Source organism: Lacinutrix venerupis, assembly GCF_001971745.1.
Taxonomy (GTDB): Bacteria; Bacteroidota; Bacteroidia; order Flavobacteriales; family Flavobacteriaceae; genus Lacinutrix; species Lacinutrix venerupis.
In genome coordinates, this window is sequence record NZ_CP019352.1 from 1,363,120 (window position 1) to 1,385,037 (window position 21,918).

Here is a 21,918-nt window from a genome sequence, read left to right on the forward strand (position 1 = left end):
TGTTGGCCATAGTATTTTTATCTTCTTCTATTAAATTAACTATAATTCGGTTTAAGGTGCTGTCTGTAAGCATTTCGAACATCTTCCAATCTTATTCCCATTTCATCAATTTGTGAATCGTCATAGTTTTCTGGGTCTAACCAATATTCAGATTTATGGTCGCAGATTTCGGCTAAATTGGAATCAAAATGTCTCAATGGTATTGCTGCTGCCGACCAATAGCGAACTAATTGAGCTTCTCTTTCCCTATCTTTTAGAATTCCATTGCGTAAATCTCTGTAATAAAGACAAGTTTTATCTAAAGCGTATGACAAGGCTCTTAAGGCTCTATCTTTCTTTGAACTATTTTCTTTACTTGCAGTAGCTATTGGTCCAAGAATATTAGTAAGGCTTTCAATTATTTCAAACATCATATTATTTTATTTACGTCAATTTTATATCCGCAAGCTTTCAGTTCTTTTGCTAATTTGATTTTCCAATTTCCTGGTTTATCCAATTCTACATAAAGTACTCCACTTAAATCACTTGGTAGTTCAACACCATTGGCATATAAAGGACAAACTCTTTCTCTACCCAATTTGCCAATAAAATAGCCTAATTCTAAAATCACATTTTGTCTTGCTCTGGTGTTCAATTGTTCTTCTTTTTTGGCTTTACCTAAATCATCATCTGTTAGTAACACTATTGCGAAACCAACATCTGCATAATCCTCAAATTTTTCAATTATTGTTTTTCCGGAATTCGGTTGTTCGTGAAGTATAATAGGTGAAAGGCCAAGTTTTTCTAAAGTTCTTGCAACATCTAATTTTACTTCATTATTATGTCCGTGAACTATAAATACTTTTTCATTATCCGAGAATTCTTTTTCGGTAACTGCATTATCAAGTCCATCAGCCACTTTAATTAATGGTAGTTTTGCTATTAGTTGTTTTAAGTTGTTTATTTTATTTAAAACATCGTCCTTGAACTCTCGAAGTTCTTCCGCTGGTGAACTTGGTGAAATATAAATCCCAATATTATTTACTCTATCGTATTTTTCTTTGTACTCGCTATTAATATTGTCAAACGATTGCTTTAATAATTCTGAATTGAAGTCATTCCAATCATAATAGTCTTGGCGAGCTTGCTCTAATTGTCTTGTTGTTTGAATATTTCTATTATAAATTTCCTCTCCAATTACTATTCGTTTTTGTAGGTAATCTTCAAAGTATTCTTTTCCAACAACTAATTTGGAAGCTTCAATATTTTCTTTTTTACTCATTTATTCAATATTATGGCCAACGTGTCGACTGATATGAAAACGTTTAAATGTATTATATAATACGATCGTTTAAATAACGAAGTTAGTTTATTTTTAATAGATAGTTACTTGCTTTCTGCATATGTACTTATAGTATTTAAGCACCTAATTTAGTAAACATATAAAAACTAGGTGTGATTTTTAAAGTATTTAGAATTAGGCAAGAGTGATGCAATTATTTATATGCGTTGCTGTACTTGGTTATTTATCTATGCGTTGATTAATTGATTTCTTTATATTTTTCAATTCTACAATACCATATTCTAAATTTGGAAGATAAGCATTGTATATTTTCTGGTAACTACTTATTACATAATGCCTATATTCTTGACTATTTACAAAATAATCTTGTAGCTCTTTACTACTATTGTCTTTTGTTATTGTTTTACTTATCCACTCTGGATACCAACTGTAATTATCTCTAAATGTAGTTACAAGAAGCCAAGTTTCATTAGAAATTTTTTCCTCTAAAGTTTTAAGAAATGTACCAGTATCATATATTTCAATTAAATGCAATGATAGGCTATCTTTAGAAGCGACAGATTTTAAGCGTTCAATACCACCTTTATTCAAATTAGTTATTGGACCTCCAGCCATTAATCGAGATAATCCATCGTCTAATAAATCTATAGTTCTAGTGTCTGAAATGACAGCATCGTAAACAGGTTTTATAGAGTCGTAATATTTTATAGTGTTTGAAAACTCGTCGATATCATTATCTAAATCTAATACAATTTGGGTGTAAATATCAGTAATTTCAGCTTGTTGTTTTCGGTTTTCATTCCAATTGTTAATTTGTAATGCAATTAAAATTCCAATAACCACGAGTACAATCTCGCCAATGGCGTAAATTAAATATTTACTAAACTTATTTTCTGAGAGTAAATTTTGTCTAATTTTTCTAAAAAATTTTATCATTGAATAGCGAATTTTTTTTTTTAAGTTTTTTGTGTTTTAGTAATTAATTATGCGTTTTGTTGTTTTAGTTATTCTTTAATTCTGAATTTATTAATTCAGATAATTCTTTTGTAGATTCTAGCATATATTGCATTTGCTTCTGTAAGTTTTTGTCTGTAAAATCTCTTAACTGAAAAGTTCCATTTATAATATTTATAGCTGATATTATATCGTCTTCTCTATTTAATTGATTTAATAGTTTGGGATTTATATTTAAAATATAATTTATAGACCCAAGACCAAGCGCTTTTTGGCTTTCCTTTAAGTGAACTTCATTATTCCCAGAAGCAGTATTAATAGTTACGTTTTGATAAGTTCTTAAATCTAATAGAGCATTTCTAATTTTGTCTGGCATTAACTTAATGTCACCCGTAGATATTAAAGATTCTATGGTGTTTGTATTAAAATTAATATAACCAAATTCCCAGTTAAGTGTACCAATAAGAGGTATTACATCATTGATACTTTTTGCTTTAGGTAATTTTGTTAAATAGTTTTGATATTTTGAAAGACTCGTATCTAGATATTTAATGTATCTGTTAATATAAACAGTATCCTTTGATAAATCTTGCAACACTTGTTTATAATAATTATTACGAATATTTGAGCTTTTTCGGTTTTCATTCCAGTTATTAATTTGAAGCGCAATGAGAATACCAATTACCACAAGCACAATCTCGCCGATAGCGTATTTAAAGTATTTGCTGGTTTTACCTTCTGAGAGTAATTTTTGTCTAATTTTTCTAAAAAATTTTATCATTTAATAGCGATTTTTAATAATAAAGTATTTTGTGTTAATTCTTTAAAACGTTTAAATGTTCTCTAGTTTAAATTTTTAGTTGCTTTATATTTTATAGAATGCCAATTAATGTAATAGACTTAATCCAAATCCAACGTCATTATAATTTTAGAATTTTTGGAGTACATGATAATAGCTTTTTGTTGTTATTAATTTTGTGGTTGTAATGGTATGATTATTATTGTTTTAAAATTATTTAAAACTAAGTTAATAAATAAAATATAAACATTTAAGCATGACTAAATTATTACAAATGGTAGGAGAAGTTTAAATAAGCTATGAGCTTTGTTTTAAGTTATGTTTATAAGTATTATTACTTTAAATTTTCACTTATTGTTTATAGCCTTCTGCATCTTAAAAATGTCAATTTGACATTTATTTAAGTTAAAACATGTGTTTATTGTAAAAAATTGACAACTAAATATGTGTTTTAAATATAATTTTAATGATATTTTTTGTTTAATAGATTTTGGTATTTTTTTTGTTTTATATAAGTCGAAATCAATAAGGATTTCAAATTTGAAACATTGTTTAATTTAAAATTTTGTAATTATGAGCAATTTAGTTAGTGTTCCTAAAAACGGAAGTTTAGCAAACAGCAATTCAAATCAAAACTTCCCGACTTTGTCAAATTGGTTAGATGACATATTTAATCGAGACCTACCATCGGTATTTACCTCAAACTTTAATACAGGTATTACTTTACCTAAAGTAAATATTAAAGAAACTGCCGATGCTTTTATTGTTGAAATGGCAGTTCCAGGTCTAAAAAAGTCTGATTTCCATATTGAAATTGATAATCAAGCCTTATCAATTTCTACAGAGACAAAGGAAGAAAATGAACATAAAGAAGAAAATTATACAAGAAGAGAATTTGGTTACTCTTCATTTAAAAGAACTTTTACTTTGCCTGAAACTGTAAATGAAGAAAAAATTAATGCAAGTTATAACGAAGGCATTTTAAATATTCTTTTACCCAAAAAAGAAGAGGCAAAACAAAAGCCTCCACGAAGCATTAAAATTTCATAATTTAATCACTACATTTTTGTTTAAATAATGAATATATAGAGGATATCAATTTACTGGTATCCTCTATACTTCTATACATGTCTAACTTTTAAAGTTTATAGCAATGAAAAAATATATTTTATTATTAATAATTGGCTTTTTAAGTGTTAGTTGTAATAGCCAAAATGATGACATAAAAAACATAGAAAAAAAAGAGGAAGACAACAAGACTGTTAACGAGCCGCAAGGCGCTTGGAAAGTTGATAAAGAATTTGACGAAAACGGAAATTTAATTAGATACGACAGTATTTATTCTTGGTCTTCTAACAATACCTATAATAACCTATCATCATCAGACCGTGATAGTTTAATACAATATTTTAAATCAAACTTTTTTAAAAATTTCTCTGGTTTTAAAAATAATGGTTTCGACGATGTTTTCTCTAAAGATTCTCTTTTTAGCAATTATTACTTTAATGATGATTTTTTTAAAAGTGATTTTGGCTCAGATTTTATGGATATAGATAAAATAAGGCAACAAATGGTTAAACGGCAGAAACAATTTTTAGAAAAATACCATTCAGAATTTATTAAACCAGAAGACGAAAACTAAATAGTTTTCGTCTTTTTTTTATAGAAAGATAAATATATAATACGTTTATAGTCGCTTATCGCACGTATTTATACCTTACTAAAAAACACGTATTTACACTCTATTGTATTGGTTTTAAGTTGTTTACATTTGTTTTGTTGTAGCCTGCTATTTTAATTAAAACCACAATATTATGAGTTTTGCAAAACTTGCACCACCTAAAGACTTTACAGTAAGCTTTAAAAATATAAATAGGTTGTCTACCAATATTCAAACCTTTAATAAAAATATTGAGATGAAAGCTAAAATCAATTCGCTTTCGGGAACGGCCTTTAATTTTGCTGTAGATATTAGAGATAATCTTGTGCCAAAATTAAAAAGTATTGGGTTGGATTTAGCTGCATGTATAAATATAGCAGAGAAGGAAATTAAAACTTTTGGTGAAAATATGGTTAAAATATGTGAAGCTTTAAAAGTCCCTAATGTAGATATTAATGAGTTAAAAGGAGCTTTAAAAACTGCTCTTGCTCAATCTCAATTAGTACAAAAAATAATTAATGAAGGTATTACACCAGATTTAGATTTGTATGAACGAAAATTAAATGGATTAATATCAGAATTATCCAGCGAAAAATTAGCGATTAAAGATAACGATGGAGTATTAAAAAGGCATAGAAATGAAATACTCCAGAAAATAAAAGCGAGAACACATACAGTATCTGGCGTTGTTGAAACAATTTGGGATGCCATTACTTTCCAGTTACAAGATAAATTAGAAAAAGATGAGAGAGATTTAGCACAAATACAATTGCAATTTAATGCAAACTCAATTGCTATTGGTGCAGCTTCTAGTATGATTGGAACTCTAAAGTCATTTGACGCAGAGATGGATAGTCAAAGTCGATATTGGGTTGTTTTTTCAACTTTATTACATGCGTTAGACACAGACATTCAAGAACTATTAAAAGCTCATGATAATGATATAGAAAGTCTATATATAGAATTGGTAGAATCTGATTGGACAGCTATAAAAAACGCCAAATAATTTGTAATTAATATTAATCAAAACCAAACAATAATTATGGAAACTTCAACAAAAAAAGGGTTTAAAGCTCTATTGCCAGGAAAAGAATTTGTAAAAGGTACTTTTAACACAGTTTCATTTCAAAAAATCATACAACACTTTATTAACTATGTCCAACAATGTGGAATACCATCAATTAATACAAATTATGCAAAAGGAAAAGTAGAACAAAAAGTGATTGATGATTTAAATGCAATTAACATAAGTTTAAAAACGCATTTCAATAAAATTCAAAATGATGCACAAAAAGAACTTACTCAAGTAGAAAACACAAATACTATACTTGGTAAAATTTGGCATTTTTCTCGTACTGGAGAAGTTTCGGTAAAAGCTATTTATACCGCTGTAAAAAATAATCCAAATCCTTTAAGTCCAGAAACAAAAACAAAAATAACTAAGTATTTATATTTAATAGATAAATCACTTGCAGATTTAGAAAGTAGTATACCAGCAGATGCTTTTGATGTTATCCATAAAGAACTAAACAAGGATATTAGTAATTTAAATACAGATTTTACTAACATGCAAGCAGCAATTCCCGATGGCGATGGTAGTAAATTAGATTTAACCAATTTAACAGAATCAGAGGCTAAAAGTAAATTAGATAAACAAATTAATTCTTTAAATAATAATATTAGCACGCTACAACAAGAAATAGCTTGGGAAACTGTAGGTCAAGTTGGTATTGGAATTGTTGGAGGTTTAATTGCTATAACTAATTTTTGGAATCCAATAGGTTGGGCCGCCGCTGCTGGAACTGCTGTTGGTGAGGCTGAATTAGCAGTAGATAAAGCAGATAAAATAACAAAAGTTGCTACAGATCAAACTAATGTTTTTATTTCTGAAGCTGAAGAAAGTATTCTTCAACCTTATTATGCAACGAAGCATTATGCTACACAAATTAAATCTATGGTGGCAGGATTAGAAAGTTTGTCTCAAGGTATTGGTGCAATTAGAACCTATATAGATGCTAGTTTAACAGATATGGAAAGTTTTATAGCAGATCTTGGAGATTTAGATAGTTTAGATTTAGATTACGAATTAATAAGTGGTGATTTTAAAGATCTTACAGATTGTGTACACACTTTAATGGGACCAGTTTTTGATAATGAAACATTAGAAGATCCAAAATGGTCTGCTATGGCTAGTGATGGTAAATGGGCAAAAATTTTAGAAGATCCAGATTCTCCTTTTTATATTAAATTAATGAAAGAAATGAACGCCGAAAGTCAAGCGTCATCAACACCAATACTTAACTCTGTAGCATAATGAAAGGAATAGATTTTTTACCTCAGGACGACATTATTGAATTAATTCCTTCTATGGCAACAATTCAATTTACAAGAAATTTTTCAGATTATGTAGAACAAATGCCTATTCCAAAATTGTATATTGATAAAGTTGATGATATACAGGTAGTAGGAGAAATTAAAATGCTACAAAGAAAAATTGATATAGAATATCCACACATCCAAAGTTTGTCTGGCGAGTGGTTTGGTATTACAGAAAATAATATCACATCAATTTTTATAGATTTGCAACATTTTGCTAATGTAGAATTTCATAGCTATTATGATTATATCTGCCATCATAATAAATCAAAAAACACCAAATTATTACTTGCAACATTAAATAGATTGAAAGATTTATTAATGGCTAAACATTTAAATGCAAAAAAAGCTTTAAGTGCTTTGGTTGTTTATGAAGGAGACCTGTCTAATTATAGAGTAATTTTAAAAAACACATACGAAGAGGCAAAAAACTCTTTAAGTAATTTAACAAATTATACAGATGAGTTAGAAACTAAAAGAGAACAACTTCAAGAAAAACTTAAAGCAAATAACAAAGCGATTTCAAAATTAGCTTTAGAAGAGGCCAAGGATGTGGTAAAAAATGGTGTAGCTATTGCGGTTAGCGTTGGCTCAGAAAAGTATACAGACGCCATTAAAACTGGAGCTATTTTAGCAATGAATGCTGCCGAAGCAGGAGTTAAAATAATAGCTTTAGATGTCGAGTCTATAAAATTAATTAACGAAATTCAAAAATTAACCCAAAAGCTTAGTGGAGTAGAGCGTGATCTGCAAGTTCTAAATAATGCTGTAGCCCAAATGGCATCTATTAGTGAAAGTCATGAGTTTTCAAAAACAATAGTTACTACACTTGAAAATTATTGGAAAAGTTTACATGAATATGTTTCTAATCTTATAAAAGATGTAAATAATAACAAAACGTTGGATTTGCCAGAGGCTAAAGTGTTAGATAAATCATGGGTAGATACAATAGCTAAACCTTTAAAACATGTTATGAGTTTTAGTAATTTATCAACTCTTGAAGAATGGGATTTAAATGATATTGACTTTAAAAGTATAAATGCTTAAAAAAAAATTATAAGCTATCAATAAAACCTCTTTAATTAATTATAGAGGTTTTATTAATTTAAAAACTATAATTAAGCTCAAAGCCTATGTTTTTTATACAAACAATATTTGTAGTTATTATTTGTCCCAATTCTGTTCAAAATAATCTATATATTGAGCATATTTTGAGTTTTCTTTAGCATAGCTTCTAGTTAATTTGGCCCATTCGTCAAATTTTTTCTTATTTTTTAATTTAAAATAAGCTTGAGACATATTTACAGACATTTCACTTTTTTCAAAATTATTATCAGACATTTTAATTCCTTTACGGTATGTTTTCTCAGCTTCTACAATTTTATTTGATCCTAAATATGAATATCCCAATTCTCTGTAGAAATAAAAATTCTTTGAATTATTTTTAATTGCTTTTTCTAATATAGGAATCGCTTCTTCAAACTTTCCTAAATGATTATAAGCATAAGCTAATTCAAATTCAAGTCCTTTAAAATGAGGTTCAATTTTATAAGCCTTTAACAATGGTTTTAGTGCTAATTCGCAAGCGCCAACGTGGTTGTAGTGATAGCCTTCTTGTTTTAAGTAAGATACTTTATTGGAACCTTCTTTATAAAGAGGTAACCACTCTGGTTCTTTAGGTAATTTTAATGCAGAAATTTGTTTTTCGGTTAAAACAGAAACAGGACTTGCGTTAGGTTCAAGTCGATATTTTATAAACCCTATATTCGAATCTGATTTTATATTAATTAATTCCTGCTCTTTTATTTGGAAATTGGTTTCGTAATTAAATGTAAAACCTGCTTGATTGTCTATATAAATAAAGCCATAGGCATAAGTGGAATCTGTATCTTTTTTAGGAAAGGCAACCCATTTATCAATTGCGTCATAAAATTTTGTGTCGAATTTTAATTCAGTTAAATTATTTTGTGAAAACCCAATATTTGAAATTAATATTAGAGATAAAATTGTAATTTTTAAAGTTTGTTTCATAATTATACACAATTGTATTACTGTTTTAAAAGTAACTATTTTATTGAGATTACAAGTTGTTTCTTTAAAAATTAATGGTTTTTTAAAATGGTCTTAAATGTTTGTATGCGTTTTTTTGTTTAATATTTTTATAATAAGTTAATACTTACAAACTATTTAAAAACGCTACTAATTTTAAAACAGCATTACCACGATGCCCAATTTTATTTTTCAAGTTTAAATCTATTTCGGCAAAAGTTTCAGTATAGCCATTTGGCATAAAAATAGGATCGTATCCAAAACCTTTTTCTCCTTTTTTTATTTGCGTAATTTCACCTTTGCAAATACCTGTAAAGGTTTCTAGTTTGTTGTTTAAATGTAATGCGATTACAGTTTTAAATTGGGCGTTTCGGTTTGTTTTTTTTGCTAAATTTTTAAGTAATAAATCCATATTATCATTAGCATTACGTTGTGGTCCTGCATAACGTGCGCTAAAAACACCAGGTTCGTTATTTAAACTTTCAACTTCTAAACCCGTATCATCTGCGAAACAGTCGTAGCCATAATGTGTTTTAATGTATTCGGCTTTTTGTATAGCATTACCTTTAATAGTATTTTGTGTTTCTGGAACATCTTCAAAACAGCCAATATCTTTTAAGCTTAATAGTTTTATATGCTTTGGGATTAAGGATTGTACTTCTTTTAACTTATTAAGATTGTTTGTTGCGAATACTAATTGCATAGTGTGATATAATTAACTTATTTTAGCTTAAATGACAAAAGTAATTTTAATGAGGCAATTAGTATGTGTTTTAGTGTTCCTTTTTTCTGTATTAAGTTTTTCTCAAAACACTAAAAAAGAAAAAATTTACGAGTTTAATTATCTTTTAGAGTATTCTAGTACAGGAGGAGAATGTTTTGATAAAAAATGTAAATTTTTTAAATTAATAAACTCTAATGACAATACTTATAATTTAACTTTCTATAATAAAGGGAAGGATTCGTTTAATTTATATTTTAAGGATTTATATAATTATTTTTCTAATGCCGAGATATTAAAAACAGATTTTGTTAAGCCTGATACATTAGATTTTAAATGTGGTTATAAAAACATTTCTAGAAATGGTTATGCAAATGAAATTGTAGAATTAGACGATAGTTATAAGCTTAATTACCATAAGTTAAAAGATACTGTAATTAATGGAAAAGAAGCAGTTAAATTTGCTCCTATTAGAAAAAGAAGGTTAAAAAGAGGAAAAATAGATGTTGATGATTTTGTAGTAATAGAAAATAATCCAGAATTTAAAAAAATAAATTTTAATAACTATTTTGAGTTAGAACAATGGAATAAAAGTAAGTTAGATTTTGAGGGTTTATTAGTATTTAGAAAAATAAAAGTAACTAATAGAAACTTAAAAAACTTTAAATTAAAACTTGTTAATACGGTTAAGTTTAAAAAAGTGCTTAAACTAACTGTTGATTGCGAATAAGTTAATTTTATACTTGCTTTTATTTAAAAGGTTTGTAATTATTAACGACATATATATTATAATTTTAATGAAAAAAACACTAACCTTATTAATGCTAGTTTTTTATTTTCTAAGTTTTGGTCAAGAAACTAAAAATGAAAGAATATATAATTTTGATTATGTTTTAGAATACGAAAATGCGATCGAAGATTCATTAGGCTTATCTAAGGCTTATGTTTTTGTAAACTCAAAAGATAACTCCTATAATTTAACTTTCTCTAAAATTAGGGATAATGGTTATATGAAGTTTATTCATCACAATATAGCAAATATGAATTCTACTATAGAAAACGACTTGTTTTTTAAAGCAGAGACAATTACGCTCGATTGTAATTATAGTTTTGAACCGGCAAATTATTTTAAGAAGTATAGTTTTAAAATAGAAAAAGATACAATTATACATAATGATACACTTAAGTATTATTCTTTTAATAGGTATAATAAAAAACGAAAGAATAAAACGTTATCTCATCATTTTATTATTCAACCTGATACAGAATATATTTTACCTTTTTTCTTTATAACAGATGAATATGAAAAATGGAAATCTTCGGACTATTTACCTAAAGGTATATTTAGAAGAATTTATTTTCAAGATAAAAACAATAAAATAGTAGAAATGGATTATAGACTTTTATCCATATATAAGTACAAAAAACAAATTATTTTGCCTAAAAAATCTTGTGCTGAAGAATAGTCTATTTACCTGTGGTGATAAGGTTCGTTTCTTAAAATAGTAAATCCACGATACAATTGTTCAATTACAAATAATCGTACCATTTGATGAGAAAACGTCATTTTAGATAGTGAAATTTTTCCTTTTGCCTGATTGTAAATAGCTTCGCTAAACCCATAAGGGCCACCTATTACAAAAACAAGTTGTTTTATACCAGAATTCATGTGTTTTTGTAGATAGTTAGAAAAGCCAACACTGTCGTGTTGTTTCCCGTTTTCATCTAACAAAATTAAAACATCGGTATTAGCTAATTTTCCTAGAATAAGTTCGCCTTCTTTTTGTTTTTGCTGTGCTTCGCTTAAGCTTTTAGAATTTTTTATATCTGGAATAATTTCCAATTTAAACTTAATATAAAAGCCTAAACGCTTTTGGTATTCGTCTATTAGAGCTTGAAGTTGCTTATTATCTGTTTTGCCAATGGCAAGGAGTTTAATAGTCATACGCCAAAGGTAAAACTTTTTGTAATTTGAGATTTAATATTTTCATTTTTTTGATTTGCAATCATTATTTTAGCTAAAACAATTTTTACAAATGATTTCTCAAGAACAATTTAATAAAGAAATAGAATTAATAATCGCTAATGCCATTCGTGAAGACGTTGGAGATGGAGACCATAGTTCGTTATCCTGTATTCCAGCATCTGCTCAAGGTAAAGCTAAGCTATTGGTAAAAGACGATGGAATTATTGCTGGAGTAGAATTTGCAAAACAAGTGTTTGCTTATGTAGATCCAGAAATGAAAGTAGAAACCTTGATAGAGGATGGTAGTAAAGTAAAATATGGAGATATTGTATTTTATGTTACAGGAGCATCACAATCTATTTTAAAAGCCGAAAGATTAGTACTTAATGCCATGCAGCGTATGAGTGCTATTGCTACTAAAACTAAAATGTTTGTAGACTTACTTGATGGCACTGGAACTAAAATTTTAGACACACGTAAAACTACTCCAGGCATTCGTGCTTTAGAAAAATGGGCTGTTAAAATTGGAGGAGGAGAGAACCACAGGTTTGCATTGTATGATATGATTATGCTTAAAGATAATCACATTGATTTTGCGGGCGGAATTACAAAAGCTATAGAAAAAACACAACAGTATTTAAAAGATACCAATCGCGATTTAAAAATAATTGTAGAAGCAAGAAATTTAAATGAAATTGAAGAAATTCTTAAAAGTGATGGTGTATACAGAATTTTAATAGATAACTTTAACTACGAGGATACTAGAAAAGCTGTAAAGTTAATTGGAGACAAATGCTTAACCGAAAGTTCTGGTGGAATAAACGAAAAAACAATTAGAGATTATGCGCTTTGTGGTGTAGATTATATTTCGTCTGGTGCTTTAACGCATTCGGTTTATAATTTAGATTTAAGTTTAAAGGCTGTAGATTAAAATAAAACATAAATGCCAGAAACAAGAGTCGATGAGCTTATTGAAGAAATAGTTGTAGACGAGCAACTTAAAGAGCAGAATATAAAAGAAAAACTGCTTAAAATTCCAGTGCTTAATATTATAATAAAATTTTTAAGCAAAATAAAGTTACCTGGTTTCGAAGGTTTATCGCTTTACGATTTGTTAGAATTATACGTAATTGGTATTGCTAAAGGTGCGTTAACAGCTCGTGCAAGTGCAATAGCTTATAGTTTTTTTACAGCACTATTTCCATTTTTGCTTTTTATAATAATTATTATTCCAAGCATACCAATGGATGGTTTTGAAACCGATTTTTTAGCATTTTTAGAATCTGTATTACCACCAACAACAACAGACTTTTTTCACGAAAATATTTTTGAAACCTTAAAAGGCAGTAATAATAATACAGGTTTATTATCTACGGTTTTAATTGTTGCTATTTTTTTAATGGCAAATGGCGTAAATGCATTGTTTTCAGGTTTCGAAAACTCTTATCACGAGCAATTAACAAGAAATCCATTTAAGCAATACTTTTTTGCTATGGGTGTAGCATTAATTTTGTCTTTACTTTTAATTTTAACAGTTGCTGTATTAGGATATTTTCAAATATATGTAGTAGATAATACATTAGCTTTTTTTAGAGAATACGGTTATGAATCTAGACGTAAAACTGAGTTTTGGGCAAGTATAGCACAATATGCTTTTTTTGTAATTGTTACTTTTTTAGCTACAGCAACGTTATATTATTTAGGAACACGAGAAGGTAGAAAAGCTAAATTTTTCTCTGTAGGAGCATTTTTTACTACTATACTAATTATGCTAACTTCGTATTTATTTGGTGTTTATATTGAAAACTTTTCTCGATACAACGAGCTTTATGGTTCCATTGGAGCATTGTTAATACTATTGTTTTATCTCTGGCTTAATGCTAATATTTTATTGTTGGGTTTTGAATTAAATATGTCTATAATGAATTTAAAAAAACAGCATAGTTATGAGTAGAATATTATTAGTGTTTTTTTTATTTTCCTTTTCCGGATTTTCTCAAGGTGTTTTGGGAAAATGGAAAACAGTTAATGCTAAAGACGGAGAGTCTAAATGCATTGTAGAGATTTATGAGAAAGAAGGAAAAGTATTTGGGAAAATTATTGAAATACTAAATCCTGAAGATAAAAATGCAATATGCACAAAATGTACAGGCGAAGATAAAGATAAGCCTATTCTAGGTTTTGAGCTTATTAAAAATATGACTAAAAGTGGTAAATACTACAAAAACGGTACTATTTTCGATCCAGAAAATGGTAAAGAATATAAGTGTAGATTAGCATTAACAGAAGATCCAAATGTATTACAGGTTCGTGGTTATATTTCTTTTTTATATGCCACTCAATATTGGGTTAGAGAAAACTAATCAAACCGTTTTAAAAACTCTTCTTTTTTTCTAACAGAAATAGGAACTTGTGCATTGTTAGACATTACAACATAACTGTGTTTTCCTTTGTAATATTTTTTAACATGATTAATGTTTATTAAATAGGATTTATGTGTTTTAAAAAACGAGGTTTCATCTAATAAATCCTCATAAAATTTAATAGGTTTTGAAACTACTGTTTTTTTGTTTTTAGTGTAAATATGAGTAATACTTGTATCTGCTTCTAAGTGTACAATATCTTCTGTTTTAAGCGTTTCAAAACCAGTTAATGATGGGATTGTAATTATTTTATTTTTATTAGGTTTTAAATTATTAAACAGGTTCTTTATTTGACTTTCAATTGTTTCATTATTTTTTTTGTTTTTTAACCTATTTACCGAATCGTTAAAGTCGTCAACATCAATTGGTTTTAATAAATAATCAAACGCACTAAATTTAAAAGCTTTTATAGCGTACTTATCAAAAGCGGTTGTAAATATTACTTTAAAATTTACTGCCTGCAAATTTCTTAAAAAATCAAAACCTGTTCTGTCATGAATTTTAATATCTAAAAAAACTAAATCTGGTTGCAATTTTGGTACGACATTTAAAGCTTCTTCAACAGTATTGCAAATAGCAATAACGTTAAAAGTATTTGGGTGTCTTGAAATTAAATCTTGTAAGCGAGTAATACAATGTTGCTCGTCGTCTATAAGTATTGTTTTAATCATTTAATATACAAGTTGTATTGGCAGCAATACTTCAATTCTAGTGCCTTGAGATTTGTCAATAATTTTAATATCGCCTTTGGTTTTTTTTACTTTATTAATAATATCAATTCTACTTTTTGTAATAGCCATTCCCATAGATTTTTTGTTTTCTAAATAAGTTATGCTATTTGTTTTTTCTCGCCCTACACCATTATCATCTACAGTACAAAGAATCATTTTATTCTGTTTTTTAAACGTAATAATAATACTGCCTTTTTTGTTAGTTTGAGATAAGCCATGAATAATACTGTTTTCTATAAACGGTTGTAAAATCATAGGAGGAATCATTATATTCTCTGGGTCTAGGCTTTTTTCAACTTCAATAGTATAATCAAATTTTTGTTCAAATCTTTTGCGTTCTATATCCAAATACATTTTTAAAAGTGCAATATCTTCGGATAATAAAATTTCACTTTTTTCAGAGTTCTCTAAGGTTAACCTCATTAATTTTGCAAACTTACCTAAGTAATCGCTAGCAGATTTTGTATCATTTTTTAAAATATAATCACCAATAGAATTTAAGGAGTTAAATATAAAATGAGGATTCATTTGCGAGCGTAAAGCTTTAAGTTCTGTATCAGATACTTTAGCATTAAACTCGGCTTCTTTGGTTTTTGTTACAGCTTCTTGTTTTCTTCGGTATAATATAAATCCAATTAACGATGCAAAAATTAGAGCGCTACCTCCTATAATAGAGGTGTTTTTAATTGATTTTTGCCTTTCAATTTCTACTTGGGAAATAGCTCTGTCTTTATCTGCTTCGTATTGAATTTCTTTTCTTGAAATTTCAAGTTTTCTATCTGCATTAATAACACTATCTCTTAAAACAATATGTTCTTTAAAGGCAGTGAGTGCTTTTTTGTAATCGCCTTTACTTTCATAAACGTTTGCTAGCGTTGCTAGAGCACTATTTTTTGTGGCCATATTATTTAATGCTTTATTTAGTTCTAAAGCATGTGTGGCATAATATTCGGCTTTTTCAATTATATTATTTTTTAAATAAACTTCAGCAGCATTTACATATGCCGATACTCGTAAAACCTCTAGTTTGTGATTTTCAACAAGTTCTAAACTTTGTTTTATGTTATTTAAACCGTCTACCATATATCCGGCATTGGTTTGTACTAAACCCAAATTACTTTTAATATTAGCTATGTGTAGAATTTGTTTTACTGTATCTGCAACTGCAATAGCTTTTTTATAGTAAAAAATTGAGGAGTCGATTTTTTTTTGATGACCATAAATATTGCCAATATTAAAATAGGTATTGGTTCTGTGTATAGGATATTTTAATAATGCTTTATAGCTAGTTAATGCTTTTTTATAATCTTGTTGTTCGTAATGAATAAGTCCAATGTTTGTAAGTACTCCTACCGAATATTTATCGAGTTCTGGATGTTTTTCTATAATGGTATAAGCGTCTTGATAATGATCTAAAGCTTTTAATGGATTAGATTTAAAATAATGCTCAATAATACCAATACTATTAAGAGCAAGTACTATTCCTTTGCTATAATCGAGTTTTTTTGAGATTTCTAAAGTTTTAAGATTGTAATCCATCCAAGTAGAATCTGTTGGAGTTAAAAACATCTTTCTAGCCACAAGTTTTGTTCTTAAATCTACATAAGTAGTGTCTTCGGTTTTGTAGTTTTTAATAACGTTTTCAAGAGAATCAATGGTCTTGTTTTGAGAAAAACATATCAAGGATACCATGAAAAAGAGTGTTGGTAGTACTTTTTTCATTTTAAACTTTAATAATTAATAGCTGTATAAAAATAGCAATTAATTGTTAGAAGTAACTTACAAAAGCAACGTTAATGTGTTTAAAGTCAACGATAATAAGTTTGTTGTAGTTTTTTTGATAAAAATAGGATTGCTTTATAAAGGCTTAATCCAAATAAAAAAGAAATGAAAGCAAAATTACTTTTTATTTTTATTCTTATCATTTCAAATGCAAACGCACAACTGCAAGCACCGCCAGTTCCAGAGACTTGGGAAACAGATCTTTGGTTTGTAGACGATTGGTTACATGTAGCTACTGTAAATTATAGTTTTAATTCAGATTGTTTGCCAGATTATGTTTTACAACAAACATTAGATTTTTCAACAAGTATTTTTGGAAATAGTACACAATTAAGCATTAGTTATAATGCTAATTCCCAAATGACGACGAGTACAAATGAACTTTGGAATACCAATCTTCAAATTTGGGAGAACGAAAGGCGTACAGATTTTTCATACCTAGGTAATAATTTAAGTTTAGTAGAAATTTATATTTGGGAAAATAGTAATTGGGAAATTAGCGAAACCATTGAAAACGCTTATAATGGCAGCGATTTATTAATAGAGTCCCTTTATAAAGAATGGAGTATACCTTTAAATAGTCTTGTTAATAGAGATAAAAGTAATTACACGTATACTGCATTTTCTCAAATAGATACAATTATAAATAGTAATTGGGATGCGGTTAATTCAATCTGGATAGATAGTTCAAAAATAACTTATGTATATAATTCAAATAATGTAGTAGTTTCTAAAATCTCCCAAAATTGGGATGGCAACCAATGGGTAAATAATAATATTGAAGTTTATAGTTACGATAGTAATGGTTTTTTAATAGAACTGTTACAATCAAATTGGAACTTAAATACAGGCGTTTACGATGAGACTCAAAGAAAGCTTTACACAAATAATAGTGATGGTAACCAAATTATAGTGGTAGATCAAACTAATGTTTTAGGAACTTGGACTAACACTACAAGAGATCGCCGTACGTATCCAAACTGTCAAACTCTTAATGCGGAAGATGTCGTTTTTTCAAGTTTAGAAGTTTACCCAAATCCAGTACAAAATCAACTAATTATAGAAATAGAAGGCAATACTACAGGTGTCCTAACCATATGCGATGTTAATGGACGCAAAATTTTTACTCAAAACATATTAAACAGAATTAATAAAGTGGATGTTTCAAAATTAAAAACAGGAATGTATTTGTTACAAATTACCAAAGACAATAAAACAAGTACAAAAAAAATAATTAAACAGTAGCTTAATTTATGTTTTAAAAAAAGTTCTAAATAAAAATTTATGAAAACTAAAAGAATATTACAACAACGCATATGTATAGTTATGGCTCTATTATTTTTAATGCCATTGCTAGGTTTCTCACAGAAAAAAAGATTAAAACCACCAAAACGAGTCTCGAAAATTGAAAGTGTAGATCAATTTGTAGAAAACTCTTTTGATTTATATCATAAGGTATTTGTGTACGATAGTTTAACAACAGTTGGAGTAGAAGTACCTGCTGAAATTGAAGACACTTTAATTGAACGTGCAGAACGAGATGTAGATAGCTTGTGGCAAATTTTACCAACAATTTTAGATGATATGACTAGTGGAAACGCCAATATTATGAAAAAAGGAAAAGCAACCATTAATTTAAATAAGTCTAAGAAAGCACTTAAATACTGTATGCAAACGGTTAAAATGTATTTTAAAGGTGAAGAAGAAGAGAGTGTTGATGACAATAAAAATTAAACAATAATTAAAAATGAATGTTTTAAAAATTATAGTTGTAACAAGTCTTTTTTTCTTAATCAATTTGGTTAATAGTCAGTCGTATAAACCATCATTTAGAGCAGATATGTGCGATTGTTTAACTTTAGAAATGCAAAAACGTAAGCTTACAGAAAATGCATACAAAGCATGCTTTAGAGAAACATTATCAAAATATGCAACATTAATTGATGCTCAAATTGTTGAAGAAGATATTAATAAAAAAATGCTTTTAGGCCAATTAGCTAGAAAGGATTTACTTATTTCTATAAGGCCAGAATTGGTATATACTTGCGAAGCTTATTTTAATCATTTAGAAAGCGAAAAATTAAGTAAGAAACTTATAATTAGAGAACAGGCTAGAGAAAGTGATTTAGAAAAATTTAATCAGCTTGTTGCTATGTCTCCAAATACTTATAGTTATTTTTCTAGAGCACAATTGCATTATAATTTAGGAAATTTAGATGCAGCAGAAACAGATATTAAATCTTGTATAGAAATTAACCCAAATAAAGATAACATAAAATCAAGACGACACGAACTGCTTTTAATGGCACTAATACATGAGGAAAGAAATAATTATACAGAAGCTATTACTTTATACGACCTAGCTTATTTTGGCGAGATGGATGTTGAAGTAGCTATTTTAAGAGCCGTAGCAGATAAAAATAATGGCGGCTCAATTGCTAATATTCCAAAACTTAAAGATAGCGCAGAAAATGTATTAAGTTCTAATAAATCTAGTAGAAGACGCTCTACTACAAGTAATCAAACAAGAAGTCAATCTCAAAATAAAACGCCAACGACACAAAGCATACAATCTAAAAAGAAAAAAGATACATCGTCTTTAAAAAAACTATTTAAAATAGACGATTAAATTTTAACCTTAAAAACCATTACTTTTAGCAATGGTTTTTTTGTGTAAACCTATTACCTTTGGGCTATGGGTTATTTTATAGACGTAATATTGGCAATTCCCGTAGAAAGGATGTTTACCTACAGTATAACACAGGCAGAATCTGAGTTTTTACAAGTAGGTATGCGTGTGTCTGTGCCTTTTGGTAAATCTAAAATTCACACCGGATTAGTAGGAGCTATACATACTAACGCACCACAAATTTATGAAGCTAAAGAGATTCACCAAATTTTAGACGAAACACCTATTGTTACTCAAAAACAACTTGAATTCTGGCAGTGGATTGCAAAATATTACATGTGTACTGTTGGAGAAGTTATGAGAGCAGCTTTACCAAATGCATTTATTTTAGAAAGCGAAACACTAATTAGTAGAAATTTAAAAAAAGAAATAAAAGATACAGACTTAAAGGACGACGAATTTTTAGTTTTCGAAGCCTTGCACCATCAATCTACTTTAAAAATACAAGAAGTATCTAGTATTCTTGATAAAAAAAATGTACTTCCAGTAATTAAGCGATTAATAGATAAAGAAGTTATTTTATTGCAAGAAGAAATTTACGATAAATACAAACCAAAATACGTAAGGTATGTAAAACTTCAGGCGCAATATACAAGCGAAATAGGGTTACATCAACTCTTGCAAGATTTAAGTCGAGCCGAAAAGCAAAGACAAGTTGTTATGACTTTGTTTTCTATTTCAGCAAAAACAAAGAAGCCTATTAAAGTAAAAGATTTAATAGAAGAAAGTGGAGCTTCTGCTGCAATTGTAAAAGCGTTAATAGATAAAGAGATTCTAGAGGAATATCATATTCAAACCGATCGTGTTCAATACGAAGGAGAAGATAATGAGGCAACAAAAGCATTAAACCAATACCAAACAGAAGCGTTAAAACAAATAAAAAATAAGTTTGAAACTCAAAATGTAATAGTATTGCACGGCGTTACTTCTTCTGGAAAAACAGAAGTGTATGTTAAGCTTATAGAAGATGTTTTATTAAAAGGAAAGCAGGTGCTATATCTATTACCAGAAATAGCATTAACTACACAATTAGTAACAAGGCTTCAAAACTATTTTGGAGAGCAGGTTGCTGTGTTTCATAGTAAATACTCTGCTCATGAACGTGTTGAGGTTTATAACAATGTATTGGAAAACACTAATACAGCTAAAATAATTTTAGGTGCTCGCTCTTCTATATTTTTACCATTTCACGATTTAGGATTAATTATTGTAGACGAAGAACATGAACAATCTTTTAAACAATTTAATCCAGCACCACGATACCATGCAAGAGATGCCGCAGTAGTTTTGGCTCATTTGCACAAATCAAAAATACTTTTAGGAAGCGCAACACCAAGTTTAGAAAGTTACAAGAATGCAATAGATAATAAATATGGTTTAGTAGAAATAAATAGACGTTATAATAATGTGCAATTACCCGATACAGAATTAGTAGATATTGCAGATAAATATAAGAGAAAACTTATGAAAGGTCATTTTAGTGATAGAATGATTGAAGAAATCACCGAGGCCTTAGAAGAAGGATATCAAGTTATTTTGTTTCAAAACAGAAGAGGCTATTCACCAATAGTAGAGTGTAATACTTGTGGTCACTCTCCACAATGCCCAAATTGCGATGTAAGTTTAACTTATCATCAATATAGAAAACAATTACGTTGCCATTACTGTGGACACAACAGTGCAATGTTGCAAAAGTGTATGGCTTGTGGAACTTCAAATTTAGATACCAAAGGATTTGGGACAGAACAAATTGAAACCGAAGCAAAATCACTTTTTCCAAAAGCTAAAGTTGCGCGAATGGATTTAGATACCACACGCGGGAAACATGGCTACGAGAAAATAATAACAGCTTTAGAACAGCAAGAAATAGATATTTTAGTTGGTACACAAATGCTTACTAAAGGATTAGATTTTAGAAATGTAAAACTTGTTGGGATTATGAATGCAGATAATATGCTTAATTTTCCAGACTTTAGAGCTCACGAAAGAAGTTTTCAACTCATGCTTCAGGTTTCTGGTCGTGCAGGAAGAACAGATAAAAGAGGAAAAGTATTAATTCAAACTTATAATCCTTATCATAAAATTTTACAACAAGTGTCTACCAATAATTATTTAGACATGTTTAAAGAACAGCTGCAAGAACGTCGTGATTTTAAATATCCTCCTTTTTTTAGACTTATAAAAATAACATTAAAACATAGAGATTATAATAAAGTAGAAACAGCTAGCGACTGGTTTGCAAAGTCTTTAAGGCAAGTTTTTAAAACTAATATTTTAGGACCAGAGTTTCCGCCGGTATCTCGCGTAAGAAATCAATACTTAAAAAACATTTTAATTAAAATTCCACAACAGCAATCTTTAGCAAAAACAAAAGAAGCTATTAATAAAATTAATTCAAGTTTTGAGGCTGTTGGACCTTTTAAAGGTGTTCGTGTTATAATAAACGTAGATAATTATTAGTAATTATTGTTGTTACAGCACTTTGT

23 protein-coding genes are annotated in these 21,918 nt (G+C 28.4%); 14 read left to right on the top strand and 9 right to left on the bottom strand.

Annotation, left to right across the window (positions count from 1 at the left end):
• Positions 1-35 precede the first annotated feature (35 nt).
• The 4 genes from BWR22_RS06205 to BWR22_RS06220 all read right to left on the bottom strand — a co-directional run bounded on the left by BWR22_RS06205 (position 36) and on the right by BWR22_RS06220 (position 3,017).
• Entirely contained in the window at positions 36-413 is a 378-nt protein-coding gene (locus tag BWR22_RS06205; RefSeq protein WP_076732676.1) for a hypothetical protein, read from the bottom strand.
• Positions 410-1,261, bottom strand: a complete 852-nt coding sequence (locus BWR22_RS06210; protein ID WP_076732678.1) for a TIR domain-containing protein — start codon at positions 1,259-1,261, stop codon at positions 410-412. The genes BWR22_RS06205 and BWR22_RS06210 overlap by 4 nt, the downstream gene beginning before the upstream one ends.
• Before the next feature lie 240 nt (positions 1,262-1,501).
• The gene (locus tag BWR22_RS06215; protein WP_076732680.1) at positions 1,502-2,218 is read right to left on the bottom strand and encodes a DUF6090 family protein; all 717 of its coding nucleotides are present in this window, start codon (positions 2,216-2,218) and stop codon (positions 1,502-1,504) included.
• 64 nt (positions 2,219-2,282) lie between these two features.
• Entirely contained in the window at positions 2,283-3,017 is a 735-nt protein-coding gene (locus tag BWR22_RS06220; RefSeq protein WP_076732683.1) for a DUF6090 family protein, read from the bottom strand.
• 591 nt (positions 3,018-3,608) lie between these two features.
• Here BWR22_RS06220 and BWR22_RS06225 point away from each other — a divergent pair.
• The 5 genes from BWR22_RS06225 (at position 3,609) to BWR22_RS06245 (ending at position 8,118) form a co-directional block, all read left to right on the top strand.
• Positions 3,609-4,085 carry an Hsp20/alpha crystallin family protein gene (locus BWR22_RS06225; RefSeq protein ID WP_083678223.1) on the top strand — a complete coding sequence of 159 codons (477 nt, stop codon included), beginning with the start codon at positions 3,609-3,611 and terminating at the stop codon, positions 4,083-4,085.
• A gap of 103 nt (positions 4,086-4,188) precedes the next feature.
• Positions 4,189-4,677, top strand: a complete 489-nt coding sequence (locus BWR22_RS06230) for a hypothetical protein (RefSeq protein WP_076732686.1) — start codon at positions 4,189-4,191, stop codon at positions 4,675-4,677.
• Positions 4,678-4,849: 172 nt separating this feature from the next.
• Positions 4,850-5,701: a hypothetical protein gene (locus BWR22_RS06235; RefSeq protein ID WP_076732688.1), complete on the top strand. Its 852-nt coding sequence runs from the start codon at positions 4,850-4,852 to the stop codon at positions 5,699-5,701.
• A 36-nt stretch (positions 5,702-5,737) separates the two neighbouring features.
• Positions 5,738-7,009, top strand: a complete 1,272-nt coding sequence (locus BWR22_RS06240) for a hypothetical protein (RefSeq protein WP_076732691.1) — start codon at positions 5,738-5,740, stop codon at positions 7,007-7,009.
• The gene (locus tag BWR22_RS06245) at positions 7,009-8,118 is read left to right on the top strand and encodes a hypothetical protein (RefSeq protein ID WP_076732693.1); all 1,110 of its coding nucleotides are present in this window, start codon (positions 7,009-7,011) and stop codon (positions 8,116-8,118) included. Before BWR22_RS06240 ends, BWR22_RS06245 begins: the two co-directional genes overlap by 1 nt.
• A 117-nt stretch (positions 8,119-8,235) precedes the next feature.
• On the opposite strand, the gene BWR22_RS06250 is transcribed toward BWR22_RS06245, so the two are convergent.
• Together BWR22_RS06250 and BWR22_RS06255 are read right to left on the bottom strand one after the other, a co-directional pair.
• Entirely contained in the window at positions 8,236-9,102 is an 867-nt protein-coding gene (locus tag BWR22_RS06250) for a tetratricopeptide repeat protein (RefSeq protein WP_076732695.1), read from the bottom strand.
• Between the two features lie 145 nt (positions 9,103-9,247).
• Positions 9,248-9,823: a non-canonical purine NTP diphosphatase gene (locus BWR22_RS06255; protein WP_076732697.1), complete on the bottom strand. Its 576-nt coding sequence runs from the start codon at positions 9,821-9,823 to the stop codon at positions 9,248-9,250.
• A gap of 31 nt (positions 9,824-9,854) precedes the next feature.
• Between BWR22_RS06255 and BWR22_RS06260 the strand changes: the two genes are divergently transcribed.
• Complete coding sequence (locus BWR22_RS06260) at positions 9,855-10,571, top strand: hypothetical protein (protein ID WP_076732699.1); 717 nt, start codon at positions 9,855-9,857, stop codon at positions 10,569-10,571.
• Positions 10,572-10,638: 67 nt separating this feature from the next.
• Positions 10,639-11,307, top strand: coding sequence for a hypothetical protein (locus tag BWR22_RS06265; RefSeq protein WP_076732702.1), 669 nt, complete (start codon positions 10,639-10,641; stop codon positions 11,305-11,307).
• 5 nt (positions 11,308-11,312) lie between these two features.
• On the opposite strand, the gene rlmH is transcribed toward BWR22_RS06265, so the two are convergent.
• Positions 11,313-11,786 (bottom strand): 23S rRNA (pseudouridine(1915)-N(3))-methyltransferase RlmH, encoded by a 474-nt coding sequence (gene rlmH / locus BWR22_RS06270; RefSeq protein ID WP_076732705.1) that lies wholly within the window; start codon positions 11,784-11,786, stop codon positions 11,313-11,315.
• A gap of 91 nt (positions 11,787-11,877) precedes the next feature.
• On the opposite strand from rlmH, the gene nadC reads away from it, so the two are divergent.
• Genes nadC through BWR22_RS06285 form a run of 3 tightly spaced genes read left to right on the top strand, consistent with a single transcriptional unit; the run spans position 11,878 to position 14,170 of the window.
• The gene (gene nadC / locus BWR22_RS06275) at positions 11,878-12,738 is read left to right on the top strand and encodes a carboxylating nicotinate-nucleotide diphosphorylase (protein WP_076732708.1); all 861 of its coding nucleotides are present in this window, start codon (positions 11,878-11,880) and stop codon (positions 12,736-12,738) included.
• 12 nt (positions 12,739-12,750) lie between these two features.
• On the top strand, positions 12,751-13,761 hold the full coding sequence (locus BWR22_RS06280) for a YihY/virulence factor BrkB family protein (protein WP_083678225.1): 1,011 nt from the start codon (positions 12,751-12,753) through the stop codon (positions 13,759-13,761).
• Entirely contained in the window at positions 13,754-14,170 is a 417-nt protein-coding gene (locus tag BWR22_RS06285; RefSeq protein ID WP_076732710.1) for a DUF2147 domain-containing protein, read from the top strand. Before BWR22_RS06280 ends, BWR22_RS06285 begins: the two co-directional genes overlap by 8 nt.
• On the opposite strand, the gene BWR22_RS06290 is transcribed toward BWR22_RS06285, so the two are convergent.
• Together BWR22_RS06290 and BWR22_RS06295 are read right to left on the bottom strand one after the other, a co-directional pair.
• Positions 14,167-14,901, bottom strand: coding sequence for a LytR/AlgR family response regulator transcription factor (locus tag BWR22_RS06290; protein WP_076732712.1), 735 nt, complete (start codon positions 14,899-14,901; stop codon positions 14,167-14,169). The genes BWR22_RS06285 and BWR22_RS06290 overlap by 4 nt on opposite strands.
• On the bottom strand, positions 14,902-16,683 hold the full coding sequence (locus tag BWR22_RS06295) for a tetratricopeptide repeat-containing sensor histidine kinase (protein ID WP_083678227.1): 1,782 nt from the start codon (positions 16,681-16,683) through the stop codon (positions 14,902-14,904).
• Between the two features lie 165 nt (positions 16,684-16,848).
• Here BWR22_RS06295 and BWR22_RS06300 point away from each other — a divergent pair, with 165 nt between their 5' ends.
• The 4 genes from BWR22_RS06300 (at position 16,849) to priA (ending at position 21,892) form a co-directional block, all read left to right on the top strand.
• Positions 16,849-17,988: a T9SS type A sorting domain-containing protein gene (locus BWR22_RS06300; protein ID WP_076732715.1), complete on the top strand. Its 1,140-nt coding sequence runs from the start codon at positions 16,849-16,851 to the stop codon at positions 17,986-17,988.
• 39 nt (positions 17,989-18,027) lie between these two features.
• Positions 18,028-18,477 (top strand): hypothetical protein, encoded by a 450-nt coding sequence (locus BWR22_RS06305; protein ID WP_076732716.1) that lies wholly within the window; start codon positions 18,028-18,030, stop codon positions 18,475-18,477.
• Between the two features lie 13 nt (positions 18,478-18,490).
• Positions 18,491-19,372 carry a tetratricopeptide repeat protein gene (locus BWR22_RS06310; protein ID WP_076732718.1) on the top strand — a complete coding sequence of 294 codons (882 nt, stop codon included), beginning with the start codon at positions 18,491-18,493 and terminating at the stop codon, positions 19,370-19,372.
• A 66-nt stretch (positions 19,373-19,438) separates the two neighbouring features.
• Entirely contained in the window at positions 19,439-21,892 is a 2,454-nt protein-coding gene (gene priA / locus BWR22_RS06315) for a replication restart helicase PriA (RefSeq protein ID WP_076732720.1), read from the top strand.
• Positions 21,893-21,918: the final 26 nt, after the last annotated feature.